General features: G+C 51.2%; 9 protein-coding genes. 8 read left to right on the forward strand and 1 reads right to left on the reverse strand.

What is annotated here, in order from left to right; genetic code table 11:
* The first annotated feature begins 129 nt into the window (after positions 1-129).
* The 4 genes from FH603_RS05520 (at position 130) to FH603_RS05535 (ending at position 8,378) form a co-directional block, all read left to right on the forward strand.
* Positions 130-468, forward strand: coding sequence for a PadR family transcriptional regulator (locus FH603_RS05520; protein ID WP_186736466.1), 339 nt, complete (start codon positions 130-132; stop codon positions 466-468).
* Positions 469-470: 2 nt separating this feature from the next.
* On the forward strand, positions 471-3,086 hold the full coding sequence (locus FH603_RS05525; protein WP_186736467.1) for an ABC transporter permease: 2,616 nt from the start codon (positions 471-473) through the stop codon (positions 3,084-3,086).
* A 2-nt stretch (positions 3,087-3,088) separates the two neighbouring features.
* Positions 3,089-5,701: an ABC transporter permease gene (locus FH603_RS05530; RefSeq protein ID WP_222439542.1), complete on the forward strand. Its 2,613-nt coding sequence runs from the start codon at positions 3,089-3,091 to the stop codon at positions 5,699-5,701.
* A gap of 82 nt (positions 5,702-5,783) precedes the next feature.
* Positions 5,784-8,378 carry an ABC transporter permease gene (locus FH603_RS05535; protein ID WP_222439543.1) on the forward strand — a complete coding sequence of 865 codons (2,595 nt, stop codon included), beginning with the start codon at positions 5,784-5,786 and terminating at the stop codon, positions 8,376-8,378.
* A 79-nt stretch (positions 8,379-8,457) separates the two neighbouring features.
* Here FH603_RS05535 and FH603_RS05540 read toward each other — a convergent pair whose 3' ends face one another.
* On the reverse strand, positions 8,458-8,823 hold the full coding sequence (locus FH603_RS05540; RefSeq protein ID WP_186736468.1) for a DoxX family protein: 366 nt from the start codon (positions 8,821-8,823) through the stop codon (positions 8,458-8,460).
* 153 nt (positions 8,824-8,976) lie between these two features.
* Here FH603_RS05540 and FH603_RS05545 point away from each other — a divergent pair, with 153 nt between their 5' ends.
* The 4 genes from FH603_RS05545 to FH603_RS05560 all read left to right on the forward strand — a co-directional run bounded on the left by FH603_RS05545 (position 8,977) and on the right by FH603_RS05560 (position 14,316).
* The gene (locus FH603_RS05545) at positions 8,977-9,381 is read left to right on the forward strand and encodes a winged helix-turn-helix transcriptional regulator (protein WP_186736469.1); all 405 of its coding nucleotides are present in this window, start codon (positions 8,977-8,979) and stop codon (positions 9,379-9,381) included.
* Between the two features lie 151 nt (positions 9,382-9,532).
* Positions 9,533-9,859: a PadR family transcriptional regulator gene (locus FH603_RS05550; RefSeq protein ID WP_186736470.1), complete on the forward strand. Its 327-nt coding sequence runs from the start codon at positions 9,533-9,535 to the stop codon at positions 9,857-9,859.
* Entirely contained in the window at positions 9,856-12,495 is a 2,640-nt protein-coding gene (locus tag FH603_RS05555; RefSeq protein WP_222439544.1) for an ABC transporter permease, read from the forward strand. Before FH603_RS05550 ends, FH603_RS05555 begins: the two co-directional genes overlap by 4 nt.
* A gap of 87 nt (positions 12,496-12,582) precedes the next feature.
* Entirely contained in the window at positions 12,583-14,316 is a 1,734-nt protein-coding gene (locus FH603_RS05560) for a serine hydrolase (RefSeq protein WP_186736471.1), read from the forward strand.
* Positions 14,317-14,427 lie beyond the last annotated feature (111 nt).

A 14,427-nucleotide genomic window follows, 5' to 3' on the forward strand; every position in this document is an offset into this window, starting at 1 on the left:
TAGCCGGACACATATTGTACGATTTCGGACATGGCGTAGCCGCTCGAACCTACCTGATGAGCCAGAAAACGTGATTACATCAATTGGCACCTCATTTGATCGACAATATGAGATTAAATATCATTTTCTATGAAGAGGGCCTTTTTGGGGGAGTTTGAAGAAGTGGTCCTGCTGACGGTAGCCATCCTTGACGAAGGGGCTTACGGGGTTACAATCACGCAGGAGATCGAGCAGAAGACCGGTCGGTCGGTTGGTTTCAGTACCGTGCATACCACCCTGCAACGGCTGGCCGAAAAAGGCTTTCTATCATCCCGAATGGGTGGGGCTACCGCCGAGCGGGGTGGCCGGCGCAAACGATTTTTTACCGTCACGGCTACTGGTCGGAAAGCGTTGCTGGACGTGAAGCAGGTACGGGAGGAATTATGGGGATCGCTTCCGCCACAGACGCTGCAACTCATGGGTAGCTGATTATGCGAACGAACAGGCATCATTCTCCGCCCCGATGGGCAACTACCCTGCTCGGTTGGTGGACCGATCCCAACACACGAGAAGAAGTCGAGGGTGACTTACTCGAACTCTACAACCACTGGGTGCAAACAGTGGGCAAACGGAAAGCCGATTGGCGCTACAGCCTGAGCGCGCTCAAATTGCTGCGGCCGCTGGCCAGAAAGCAATCAAACCAACCCGAAACGACACCCTTTTCACTAAGCGCTGATATGGTCCGCAATTATTTAAAAATCGCCTTCCGAAACCTGGTCAAGAACAAGGTGTATTCCTTTATCAACATTTTCGGACTGGCAGCGGGTATGGCCGTGGCAATGCTCATTGGCCTCTGGATTTTCGATGAGCTCGCCTTCGACAAACACACGAAAAACTACGACCGTATTGCACAGCTTTGGCAATTTGTCAAGTTCGACGTTGAAAAATCATCCTACGATGCGGTACCTATTCCACTGGCCGAAGAACTTCGGAGCAACTATCCCGATTTTGAAGCGGTCAGTCTATCGGCGCAACGAAGCGGTATTCTGGCCGCTGGCGAGAAGAAGTTTGTAAAGACCGGCAATTACGTGGAGCCGGATTTTACAAAAATGCTGTCGCTTAATATGCTGGCAGGCTCGGCAGCTGGTCTCAATGACGTTAACGCAATATTGCTTTCCGAATCGGTCGCCAACGCCTTGTTCGATTCAAATCCTATCAATAAACTACTCAAACTGGATAATAAGCAGACGATGAAAGTCGTCGGCATCTACAGCGACTTTCCGGACAATAGCACCTTCAAGAATGTACTGTTCATAGCGCCCTGGAAATTGCTTCTAGCGACGAATGATGACACCAGGAGCCAGCAAGACCAATGGGATAGCAATTCGTACCAGATTCTTGCCCAGCTCAAACCGGGTGCAGATTTCGGGCAGGTATCGGCCAAGATCAAGGACATCCGGATGAAACGGGATGACCCGCCAGCCTACAAGCCTGAATTCTTCCTGCATCCGATGAGCAAATGGCATTTATACCGAGAATTTAAAGACGGTGTCAATACGGGTGGGTTCATTACGTTTGTCCGGCTTTTTGGTATTATTGGTAGTATTGTACTCCTCCTGGCCTGTATCAACTTCATGAATCTGAGCACCGCCCGAAGTGAGAAGCGGGCCAAAGAAGTAGGCATCAGGAAAGCAGTAGGTTCCGTTCGAAGTCAGTTGATTGCTCAGTTCTTTATTGAATCGATCTCAACAACCCTGCTGGCCTTCCTGCTGGCTATTCTGTTCGTTCAGCTTGCGCTACCCATTTTCAATCAGATCGCCGATAAGAAGATAGCCATCTTGTGGCTAAATCCGTGGTTCTGGTTCTCCGGCCTTGGCTTTAGCCTGTTCACCGGGCTCATTGCCGGTAGTTACCCTGCTTTGTATTTATCCTCATTTCAGCCGGTTAAAGTCTTGAAGGGAATATTCCGGACCAACCGGTATGCGGCCATTCCCCGACGGGTTTTGGTAGGGTTTCAGTTTACCGTTTCCGTTGTTCTGATTATCGGCACTATCATTGTTTTTCGACAAATCGAACACGCTAAAGACCGCCCGATTGGGTACAGCCGACAGGGTTTGATTGAAATAAAAATGAATACCCCCGAATTAGCAAGCCGTTACGAAGCCATACGAAACGACATGCTTACAACAGGGGCGGTTACTGACATGTCTGAATCATCGGGCTCTGTCACTGTTCAGTACGGTGGAACGACGGATTTCTCCTGGCGAACCAAAACGCCCGACATGCATCCGCTGGTCATGTCGAATTTCGTAACGCATGACTATGGCAAAACGGTAGGCTGGCGTTTGCTGACGGGCCGGGATTTCTCCAGGGCTTTCTCGACCGACACGGCCGCTATGATCTTAAACGAAGCAGCCGTAAAACTAATGGGGTTTTCAACCCCGTTGGGTGAACTGATCCATCAGGGAGGGCGACACTACAAAGTTATTGGCGTGATCAAAGACATGCTCAAAGAAGACCCCTTCAAACCCGCTAACCCGTCCTTTTTTGTATTGAGCTATGCTAACATCAACACGATCAATGTAAAGCTGGCTCCACAGCTCCCCACCAGCGAGGCCCTGGCGAAGGTAGAACAGGTACTTAAAGCCTATGATCCACTAACTCCCTTTGAGTACAAATTTGTGGATGACGAGTTTAGCCAAAAATTTGGCTTTGAGGAGCGCATTGGCAAACTGGCAGGTGGCTTTGCCAGTTTGGCCATCCTGATCAGTTGCCTGGGTCTGTTCGGGTTGGCCTCCTTCATAGCCGAACAACGTACCAAAGAAATCGGAATCCGAAAAGTCCTTGGTGCATCGGTATTCAACGTCTGGCGGCTACTCTCAACGGAGTTCGTACTACTGGTTCTTGCTGCTTTCTGTCTGGCAACGCCTATCGCTTATTACCTGCTTTCAGACTGGCTGCAGAACTACCAGTACCGAACGGATTTATCGTGGTGGGTTTTTGCAGGCGCAGGGGCGGGCGCACTGGCCGTTACTCTACTCACAATCAGCTTTCAGAGTGTCAAAGCGGCCCTGATGAATCCAGTAAAAAGCTTACGGAGCGAATAATCATGAAACCCCCTCGTCAACCGCCCTCCCCGCCCCGATGGGCTCAGCGACTCCTGAGCTGGTGGGGCCATCCGGATACCCGGGAAGAAACGCAGGGCGACTTGCTTGAACTGTACGATTACTGGGTGCAAACGGCCGGCAAACGACGTGCCGACTGGCGCTATAGCCTGAGTACGCTGAAACTGCTGCGGCCGCTGGCCCAAACGAATACAACACAGTACCCATCCCCTTTTTTTCTCAACGCTACCATGATTCGCAACTATTTCATAATCGCCTGGCGCAACCTGATTCGCAACAAAGCGTTTTCGGGCATCAATATTCTTGGGCTGGCCCTCGGCATGAGCTGTAGTTTACTGATCCTGCTCTGGGTACAGGACGAACGGGGTGTAGACGCTTTTCACGCGAACGGTAGCCAGTTGTATCAGGTATATGAACGGCAGTATTACGATGGCAAGATTGAGGCAAACTACTTCACGCAGGGGCTACTGGCCGACGAACTGAAGCGGGTTATCCCCGAGGTGCAGCTGGCCAGCGGTCTGGAGGACATTGCCCCTATCACCTTTGAAGCAGGCAAGACGATCAACAAACAGAACGGCACGTTTGCCGGGGCCGACTTCTTCCAGATGTTTAGCTACCCCCTGCTACAGGGAACACCAGCAACAGCCCTGAGTCGTCCGGGCGGCATCGCTGTCTCACGCCGGATGGCCGAGCAGTTTTTCGGTAACGCGGAGCAGGCTATCGGGAAATCCATTCGCTACCAGGATAAGGAAGACCTGCAGGTAACCGCCGTTTTCGAGAATATACCGGCTAACTCATCCCAGCAGTTCGATTTTCTGCGCCCCTGGGTCGACTTTGTCAAACTAAACGAATGGGCGAAAAACTGGGGCAATACCAACCCACTCACCTTTGTGCAGCTCCGCACCGGAACCGACCCCGTAAAAGTCGAAGCAAAAATCAAGGAGTTCATTTACCAGTACCGGGCTAAAAACACCGGCTCCCGTACTGAACTGGCCTTGCAGCCTTACCCGGAGAAGTACCTGCACTCCACCTTTAAGAACGGGCAGGTCGACGGTGGCCGGATTGAATACGTTCGCCTGTTCAGCCTGGTCGCACTTTTCATCCTGCTCATTGCCTGTGTCAACTTCATGAATCTGGCCACCGCCCGCTCCACCAAACGGGCCAAAGAAGTGGGGGTCCGGAAAGTAATCGGTGCTGTTCGTTCCGCCCTGATGGGGCAGTTTGTGGGGGAGGCCATGCTTATCACATTCCTCGCCATCTTAATCGCCGTAATGCTGGTTTCTGTGCTGCTGCCCGGCTTTAGTATGCTCACCGGCAAGCAATTGACGCTACCCATTGACCAGCCACAATTTTGGGCCATGCTGCTTGGCTTACTCGCACTGACCGGTTTGGTATCGGGCAGCTACCCCGCCTTTTTCCTGTCGTCGCTGAGTCCGGCACGTGTGCTGAAGGGAGGGGTGACATTCAAGGCCGGGGCTACCCTGTTCCGGAAAGGGCTCGTTGTTTTTCAGTTTTCCCTATCAATCATTCTTATTGTCGGCATGATTGTCATGTACCGCCAAACGGATTACATCCAGACCAAGAATCTCGGCTATAATCGCGAAAACCTTATCTACATCCCCCTGGAAGGTGATCTGTCTGCTAAGTATGACCTGCTTAAGGAAGAAGCAGGCAAGCTCCCCGGCATCCTCAGCCTGTCCCGGATGCGCGAATCACCTACCCAGATTGGTCACCACATAAACGATGCTAACTGGACGGGTAAAGACCCGAACCTCGTCACCTCCTTTGCCAATACGGCCGTTGAGTATGACTTCGTAAAAACGATGAAACTGCAATTAAGCGAGGGACGGGATTTTGACCGGAGTTTCGGAATAGACTCCCTTAGCTACCTCATCAACGAAACGGCCCTGGCCAAGATCGGCTACAAAAACCCCATCGGCAAACCGTTGTCCTGGGGACAGCGCCAGGGTACCATCATTGGTGTGCTGAAAGATTTCCACTTCACCTCCATGCATCAGGCGATCGAACCACTGATCGTCCGGCTCGATAACAAACGGCAGTGGGGTACTATTCTGGTCCGTACCGAAGCGGGTAAAACCAGCGAAGCCCTTGCGGGTCTGGAAACCCTGTGCCGGGAATTAAACCCTAAATTTCCCTTCACCTACCAGTTTTCGGACCAGGAGTTCGACAAGCTCTACAAGAGCGAGCAGGTTGTTAGCCAATTGGCCAATTACTTTGCCCTACTGGCCATTTTCATCTCGTGCCTGGGTCTGTTCGGCCTGTCGACGTTCACCGCCGAGCAGCGTACCAAAGAAATTGGCGTGCGTAAAGTCCTTGGTGCCTCCGTGGCCAGTGTCGTCACCTTGCTCTCGACCGACTTCCTGAAACTGGTCCTAATTGCCCTCGTCATTGCCACACCCGTCGCGTGGTACGTTATGAACCAGTGGCTGCGTGGTTTCGTGTACAAGATCGACATTGAATGGTGGATGCTTGCCGTAGCGGGTTTGGTCGCTGTCTGCATCGCGTTTGTAACGATCAGCTTTCAGAGTGTCAAGGCGGCCCTGATGAATCCGGTGAAAAGCTTGCGGTCGGAATGATCAATGGATAATATAAAATAAGTAATGTAGCTCACTCTCATTCCTAGTTACGCTCCTCATTGGTCATTATTCAGTATCAATTATGAATTCACCACCCCGTTGGGCACAAAAGCTTCTGGAAGTTTTTAGTGACCCCGATACGATGGAAGAAGTGCAGGGCGACCTGCTCGAACTCTATGACCACTGGGTGCAAACAATCGGTAAACGACGCGCCGACTGGCGCTATAGCCGGAGTACGCTGAAACTGTTACGCCCGCTGGCCCAAACGAATACGACACAGTACCCGTCCCCTTTTTTTCTCAATCCTGCTATGATCCGCAACTATTTCAGAACCGCCTGGCGCAATCTGGTCAAGAATAAATTTTACTCCTTTATCAACATTTCGGGCCTGACCGTCGGGCTGGCGGTTGGCATTCTCATTTTACTGTGGGTGCAGGATGAGTTGAGCTTCGACCGGTTTCATACCCAGTCGTCGTCTATCTACCGGCTCGAAAACTGGGCGGGTACCGGCAGCAGTCGGCAAATCTGGACAGCAACCGTTGCGCCCATTGCGGGCTTTGCCAAGCGCGAAACGCCAGAGGTAAAAGATGCCGTTCGGCTAACGGAGAACTATGCGTACACGCTGTTCAAATACAGGGAGAAGACCATCAGCGAACACAAAACCTTCTTTACTGACCCTACCCTGTTCTCGGTATTTGACTTCAACCTGATCCAGGGCAATCCGGCGAAACCCTTTCCCAATAACAACTCAATTGTTGTTACCGAAACTACGGCCAAACGATATTTCGGTGATGAAAACCCGATTGGCAAAGTACTGGCGGCTAACGATAACACCGCTTTTACGGTCAGTGGTGTTATCCGGGATTTTCCGAAAAATTCGTCTATTCAGGGCGACATGTTTTTGCCAATGTCCCTGTTCTTCAAGAATATTTACGCAGATAACAGGGATGGGAAAAACATGGACAACGATTTTTCGCAGTTCAGGTACTACACCTATTTGCTGCTCCAGCCTAACACATCGGTTGCCAGTCTGGCGACTAAACTGCGCACCATTCACCTCCGCAATAAGCCCGATGATACCGACCTCACCTACCTGTTACAGGCCCTGCCCGATATGCACCTCTACAAAGCCGACGGTACGGAAGGAGGCATCGAAACAGTCCGAATGTTCTCTATTATTGCGTTGCTGATTTTAGCCATTGCCTGCATCAATTACGTAAACCTGTCGACGGCCCGCTCGCTGCTGCGCTCTAAAGAAGTGAGTATGCGTAAAATTGTGGGGGCCGCCCGGAGTCAGTTGTTCATACAGTTTCTGGTCGAAACGACACTCCTCTTTGCGCTGGCAGCCGCCCTGGCCATAGGGTTGCTGTTTGGCTTACTGCCCTTTTACAATCAACTGTCGGGCAAAGAACTCGTTCTGAATGTCAGCGACTACCGTATCTGGCAGATTATCGGGCTGACCATCATCGGTACGCTGGCCGCGTCGAGTATCTACCCGGCGGTGTTGCTGTCGTCGTTTGAGCCGCTGAAAGCGCTGAAAGGCAAAGTTTCGGCCCGGTTGAGTGAAGCCTCGTTTCGGAAACTGTTGGTCGTGGTGCAGTTTGCCGTTTCGGTTATTCTTATAGCGGGGACGTTTATCATCAATAACCAACTGCAATACATCCGATCCAAAGAACTAGGCTATGACAAAACGCATGTGTTCGCTTTTTTCATGCGGGACATGAGCAAGCACTACGACGCGGTGAAAGCCGACCTGTTAAATCAGCCGGGTGTAGCGGCCATTACCCGGGCCGACGCCGATATTGTTGCGTTGGGCGGCCAAACCGGTGATAATGCATGGGATGGAAAAGCACAGGGCGAAACCATGATGATGTACTCTGTAGCGATCGACAAAGACTTCATTCCGTTCTTCAATATGAAGCTACAGCAGGGCGCCAATTTTACCGGGGCCGTTGCCGACTCGCTGCATTTTATCCTGAACGAATCGGCGGTTAAAGCCGCGCGGCTCGATAATCCTATAGGCAAGCGGTTCAGACTCTGGAAGCATAACGGAACCATCATCGGCGTGGTAAAAGATTTCCATTTTGCGTCGATGAAGCAGAAGATCGAGCCTTCTATATTTTATTACGAACCCCAGAACTCAGGGGTTATCTACATCAAGACAACCGGTAAGGAGGCCGAACAAGCCATAGCCTCGGCGAAACAGTCCTGGAAACAATACAATGCCGACTTCCCATTTGTCTATTCGTTTCTGGACGATGTATTCAATAACCTCTACAAATCCGAACAGCAAACCGGGCTTCTGTTCACTATTTTTTCGTCCATTGCCATCCTCATTTCATGCCTGGGCTTGTTCGGGTTGGCGGCTTATACGGCCCAGGTTCGTACCCGAGAAATTGGCGTGCGTAAAGTATTGGGGGCCAGCGTTACCAGCGTCATTCAACTCCTGGCGAAAGACTTTATCCAGTTGGTCCTGATCGCTATTGTCATTGCGGTTCCGCTTGCCTGGTGGGCCATGAGTCTATGGCTTGAGGGCTTTGCGTATCGAATCGACATTGCCTGGTGGATGTTCGCGATTGCCGGTCTGCTGGCCCTGGCCATTGCCTTGCTGACCGTCAGTTTCCAAAGTATCAAAGCGGCTTTGATGAATCCAGTAAAAAGCTTACGGAGCGAATAATGTGTAGAGACGCAACCCTTTGCGTCTCCTTGACCGGATGGTTTTTGCTGACGCATAGGAGACGCAAAGGGTTGCGTCTCTACGATACCCCTTGCGTTGGCAAAAAGATGGTTTTATCCCGCAGGAAAGCGGCAATCCAGATCAGCACAAGAGGGAGGAATGCGTTGAGGGGCAAGCCGTGCGATAGTTCGGTGGCAAGTGCGCCGGCAAAGTAGCAGGAAAGCAAAATAAATCCCAGTTTCATCGTTTTAGGATAAATGAACAGGGCAGCAAAGCCGATTTCCATCAGGCCTAGGACAAGAACCTTGTCTTCTACCCCCGCTTTCGTGAGGGTGTCGATCACCTCTTTCGACTGGGTTAACTTCATTACCCCACTGAGAATGGGCAGGCCAGCGGCCAGAACGGTCATCACGATCGTGAGAATACGCATCACTTTTTGGTTCATGATAAGTGCAGCTTACAGTAACCTTTGGTGGCTACAGATCAGGTAGCAAACCTACCTAAACTAACTATCTTTTTGTAAGCAGTATCCCAAAGGATACCACTATACTTCTGGATACTTCATGGCCGACTCAATACAGTCTGGTATCTTTAATCCATGAGCAAAATTCCTGAGACAGCTTCTCCATCTGTAGGTGGTTTAAGGCCCAGCCATTCTGCTGCAGACTGCTCACAGAGCTCACAGGCTGTTCAGGACGCCCTTTATGTTCTGAGCGGCAAGTGGAAACTACCTATCATCGTTGCCTTGAGCGGTGGGCCAAGGCGCTTCGGCGAGTTGCAGCGGCTGGTTTCGGGAATAACGGCCAAAATGCTCAGCAAAGAATTAAAGGAACTGGAAATGAACGAGTTTGCGATTCGGCGTGTCTATGCAACCATGCCCGTCACCGTCGAATATGAGTTGACTGAATATAGCCAATCACTAAACAGCATTATCGAAGCGTTACGGGACTGGGGCATCCAGCACCGGGCCAGAATTCTCGGAAAAGATAGCGTGAAGGCCTGAACGCCACCTGTCCAGATGCGTACAAAAATTGTCCGTTTCTGGACACTACAACAAAGAACTACAGTATAAAAAAGGCCATTTCTAATCGGAATGGCCTTTTTTATAGTTTGGCCAGACATTTGTTATACATATACATAACTAATAAACGACCATGAAGGGAACGTACTTAGGTGAGTTTGAAGAAGTGGTATTACTGGCGGTGGCAATCCGGTCGGGAGATGCGTATGGAGCCGCCGTAGTCACGGAGATCGAACGGCAGATGGACCGCTCAGTTAATCTTGGTGCGGTACACTCCGCTCTGAATCGGCTGGCCGAGAAAGGCCTGGTGACGTCAGAATTAGGTGGCGTAACCACCGAACGTGGTGGCCGACGAAAGCGTCTTTATTCCGTTACAGCGGCTGGCCGTCGGGCGTTACAGGACGTTCGGCAGGTGCGCAATCAGATGTGGGAGGCCATTCCTAACACCGCCTGGACATGAACCTTTACCCGCCCCGCCTGGCCACGCGCCTGCTCCACTTATTTTGCGCGCCCCACCGTGTAGACGAGCTGGAGGATGATTTAGACGAGCTGTTCCAGCAACGGGTCAAGCAAATTGGCTTGCAGAAAGCTCGCTGGCGTTATGTGAAAGATGTGGTGAGCTTAATGCGGCCTTCCCTGATGAAACGACAACCAACTAATGCGTATCCAAATCCAGCAACAACGACTATGCTGCGTAATTATCTGAAAATCGCCTTCCGAAACCTGGTCAAGAACAAGACATACTCGTCCATCAACATTGGCGGGCTGGCACTGGGTATTGCGGTCAGTCTGCTCATTCTGCTGTTTGTGATTCATGAGCGCACGTACGATCACTTCCATGCCAACGCCGACCGGATTTTCAGGGTTTATTCTAAAATGAAGTTTGGGGAGCAGGAAATGCAAAGCGAGCGGGTGTCGGCTCGGTTTGGACTGGCTGTTCAGGAAGCAAATGCCGGTGTGCTGGATATGGTCCGCGTTGCTACAACGCCGGGGCGGGTTGTGATCAAAACCAGTCCGGAACGCAAGTTTTTTGAAGATAAATTTATTCTGGCCGATCCGTCATTTCTTACCGTTTTCTCGTTCCCGCTGGTTGACGGATCAGCCCAGACGGCACTCCTTCGGCCGATGACCGTTCTGTTGACAGAGCGTACTGCCGAACGCTATTTCGGCCACGAAGATCCCGTCGGCAAAACGATCACCTATAACAATAAGCTCCGGTTCGAGGTAACGGGTGTACTGAAAAATCCACCGTCGAACTCGACCGTGCAATTCGACTTTGTTGCTTCCCTTAAAAGTCATCCGGCTATTGAACGAATACAAAATCAATTCATCAAGGATGATGAGGTGGCCTTACTGAATCAGCGTGTACAGGGTGGATCATTTCGAACCTACTTTCTACTCAACTCGTCAGCCGATACGGGCCGTATACTTCGCACACTGCCTGGATTGGTCAAAGCATCCGGAGGTGATATGCAGGGAACCCGGTATATTATCGACCCGCTAACGAGTGTGCATTTAGGCATGAATTTCGGCGACACCGCCAACTCACGCTACCTGACCATCTTCTTGGGCATTGCGGCTCTCATTCTGTTGTTGGCGTTGATCAACTACATGAGCTTAACCACTGCCCGCGCTACCCAACGCGCTCGTGAAGTGGGTGTCAGGAAAGTAATGGGCGCGGGCCGAAGCGAACTCGCGGGTCAATTTTATGGCGAGTCAATGTTGATTACGGGGCTGGCCTTCCTGTTAGCCCTGGTGTTGGTGAAGGTCCTTCGACCACCGTTCTACCAGCTCCTGCAACTCGATATCGACCCGTCGTTTATGTATACACCTGAATTCGGACTGGCGGCACTGGGTCTATTGATAACCTGCGTGCTGCTGTCCGGAAGCTACCCGGCCGTGTTACTATCCTCTTTTAGCCCGGTTAATGTATTGAAGGGCAATCTGACAACCGGTAAAGGAGGCCCCGCTGTTCGCCGGGTTTTCACGGTCATTCAGTTTACGGTATCCATTGGTTTAATTGGCTGTAGTATGCTGATTTACCAGCAGGTACAGCACCTGCAAAACCGGAAATTAGGGTTGTATAAAGACCGCGTCCTCGTTCTGCCGGTAGATGCCTCCCTTACCCAACAATACAGTATATTAAAACACGACCTGCGGCAGATACCGGGTGTGGAGCGGGTAGCGGCTGCGTCGTCGGTACTCTATAAAGAAGGGGGTAGTATCTTTTTTACGCAATCGCCGACAACGAAGAAAGACATCAGCATTCACGTCTTATCCGTAGACGATCAATTTGCCGAAACCCTCCAGATTCCCTGGAAAAGTAAACCTGACCCAACACGTTTGGCGGCTCCCAATACCGTTGTCCTGAACGAAATAGCCGTTCGAAAAATGGGAATCGGTAATCAACCTCTGGGCCAGCGGCTGTCATTTGGATCGGAGAAGAGTGAAGTGGTGGGTGTGATGCGTAATTTCTATTTTACCGATATCAACGATTCCAACGAACCACTGGCGCTCTTCGTTGCCAAAGATACCGCCAGTGCCATGGCTACGTTCGGGGGCAGTCTGTACATCCGTATTCAGCCCAGCGCTGATTTACAGCAAACGGTCGGGCGCATAGAAACAGCCTATCATCAGATCAATGCCGAGAAACCGTTTGAGTATTATTTTCTCGATCAAACCTTTAATAGCATCTACAAATCGGAGGCCCGGTTAGCCAGCTTATTCAGTGTCTTTACTGGTTTCGCCTTGTTCATTGCTTGCCTTGGCCTGTTTGGACTGGCCGCCTTCACGGCTGAGCAACGCACGAAGGAAATTGGGGTTCGGAAAGTGCTTGGCGCATCCGTTGCCAGTATCGTTACGCTGCTCTCGAAAGATTTTATCAAGCTGGTTCTGCTAGCCCTGGTTATAGCCTCACCTATTTCCTGGTGGGCCATGAACAAATGGCTTCAGGACTTTGCCTACAAAATCGACATCGCCTGGTGGGTATTCGCCCTGGCGGGTGGACTCACCATCGGGATTGCGTTACTGACGGTCAGTTTCCAAAGCATCAAAGCCGCCCTGATGAATCCGGTGAAGAGTTTGCGGTCTGAGTAGTTTTATTATGAAAGCCAGACAGGCATTGCAGGCAACTATTTCTTATTACCCTTGTCCTTTATCCGCATTCGCTCTTACTACATTTTTATGCGTTATCCCCTAGCTGTCATTTCATTACTCCTTCTCGGTTCTCCGGTCCTTGCCGACGATCTGGACGATTTCATTCGTGACCAGTTACGAAAACGACATGTACCCGGTTTGTCAATTGCCATCATTCAGGATGGTAAGATCGTGAAGGCTATGGCTTATGGCTTTACGGACAAAAACGAAAAGACACCACTCACAACGGCCACCCTGTTTCAGGCAGGGTCAGTCAGTAAATCAGTGGCGGCCGTTGGCGCGTTGTACCTGACCGAAGCGGGCAAATTGTCGCTCGATGAAGACGTGAACGTGAAGCTGCGCACCTGGAAAGTACCGGAGAATGAGTTTACGAAAGACAAAAAAGTAACCCTACGCGGGTTGCTCAGCCATACAACGGGGCTAACAGTTCATGGCTTTCCCGGCTATGAAGTCGGCAAACCGATACCAACAGTTCCGCAGATTCTCAACGGAGCAACACCCGCCAACACCGCTCCCGTTCGGGTCGATTTTGTGCCGGGCACTCGCTGGCGGTATTCGGGCGGGGGCTACACCGTCATGCAGCAACTCGTGCTGGACGTGACAGGCAAACCCTTTCCTCAGTTTATGCAGGAAACGGTATTGGGGCCATTGAGCATGACTGAAAGCACGTATCAACAACCACTGCCTGCCGATAAAGCTAAACTGACCGCTACGGGCTATTACGGAGACCGGAGCGAAGTGAAAGGACGTTGGCACATTTACCCCGAAATGGCCGCTGCCGGACTCTGGACGACACCGTCTGATCTGGCACGTTTTGCCATTGGTATTCAGCATACGTTCGCCGGGGAACCGAAGGCTGTCCTGTCGCAGACAATGACCCGGCAAATGCTCACCGATCAGAAAGATAACGACGGGCTGGGCGTTTTTCTGGAGGGCGAAGGCCATACGATGCGTTTTGGTCATAATGGCCGGGATGAGGGTTTCGATGCCCTGCTCACCGCCGGTGTTGAAACCGGGCAGGGTGTGGCTATTATGATCAACGCCAACGATAACTCCCGAATGATGGGCCAGATCGTAAACGCCGTAGCTAAACACTATAACTGGCTGGATTATAAAGCAACGAAAACAGCCGATCGCAAAGCTGTGCCGGTAGAGGCTAAAACGCTGGCGGCCTACGAGGGACGTTACGAGTTTGCCAATAACCGGATGATCACGCTTATGGCCGAGAAGAATCGGCTGGTAACGCTCGTGGATGGTTTTGGCGATGAGGAATTTGTTCCCGAAACCCCAACTCGATTTGTATCGGTAGACCGTGATGCCTATCTGACCTTTACACCGGATGCCACTGGAAAAATAACCGCGCTGGAATGGAAACAGGACAAAGACGAACGAAAAATACCGCGCATCGGACCACTTTTTCACGCGCCGAAACCAGGACATGACACGAATGCAACGCGTACACACCAGATCGAAACGGCCCTGATGGCGATGTCAAAAGGAGGTAAAGCTGTTGCAGAAACGCCCGGAATTACGCCCGGTGCCCGTCGGGGTTTCAGCCAGGGCAGCCGTTCATTGGATAGCATTAAATCCATGACATTCATCAGCGATGACGATGTAAAAAACTCTGGAATCGAGCGGCACGAGGGAAAGGTGAGTCAGATACTGAACTACAAACTCGTTACCGATACCGCCCAGCAGTACGTGATCGTCTACCTGACATCCGATGGACTGGTAACAGATTACGACATTGTAGAAAAATAGAGGTAACGGCTACTAAATTTCTGTTCTCGAAAGATGTTGTCATGTTGGTTGCCTTCGTTATCACGCCCTGTTGAATAAGTGGCTCCCGGTGAGTTATCAACGTATCAAAGC

The organism is Spirosoma utsteinense (assembly GCF_014282275.1).
In the GTDB taxonomy this organism is placed as follows: domain Bacteria; phylum Bacteroidota; class Bacteroidia; order Cytophagales; family Spirosomataceae; genus Spirosoma; species Spirosoma utsteinense.

Coding starts and splice junctions, on each gene's coding strand:
- FH603_RS05545 (WP_186736469.1), top strand. CDS start 8,977: ATGAGCAAAATTCCTGAGACAGCTTCTCCATCTGTAGGTGGTTTAAGG.
- FH603_RS05535 (WP_222439543.1), top strand. CDS start 5,784: ATGAATTCACCACCCCGTTGGGCACAAAAGCTTCTGGAAGTTTTTAGT.
- FH603_RS05525 (WP_186736467.1), top strand. CDS start 471: ATGCGAACGAACAGGCATCATTCTCCGCCCCGATGGGCAACTACCCTG.
- FH603_RS05530 (WP_222439542.1), top strand. CDS start 3,089: ATGAAACCCCCTCGTCAACCGCCCTCCCCGCCCCGATGGGCTCAGCGA.
- FH603_RS05560 (WP_186736471.1), top strand. CDS start 12,583: ATGCGTTATCCCCTAGCTGTCATTTCATTACTCCTTCTCGGTTCTCCG.
- FH603_RS05520 (WP_186736466.1), top strand. CDS start 130: ATGAAGAGGGCCTTTTTGGGGGAGTTTGAAGAAGTGGTCCTGCTGACG.
- FH603_RS05540 (WP_186736468.1), bottom strand. CDS start 8,823: ATGAACCAAAAAGTGATGCGTATTCTCACGATCGTGATGACCGTTCTG.
- FH603_RS05550 (WP_186736470.1), top strand. CDS start 9,533: ATGAAGGGAACGTACTTAGGTGAGTTTGAAGAAGTGGTATTACTGGCG.
- FH603_RS05555 (WP_222439544.1), top strand. CDS start 9,856: ATGAACCTTTACCCGCCCCGCCTGGCCACGCGCCTGCTCCACTTATTT.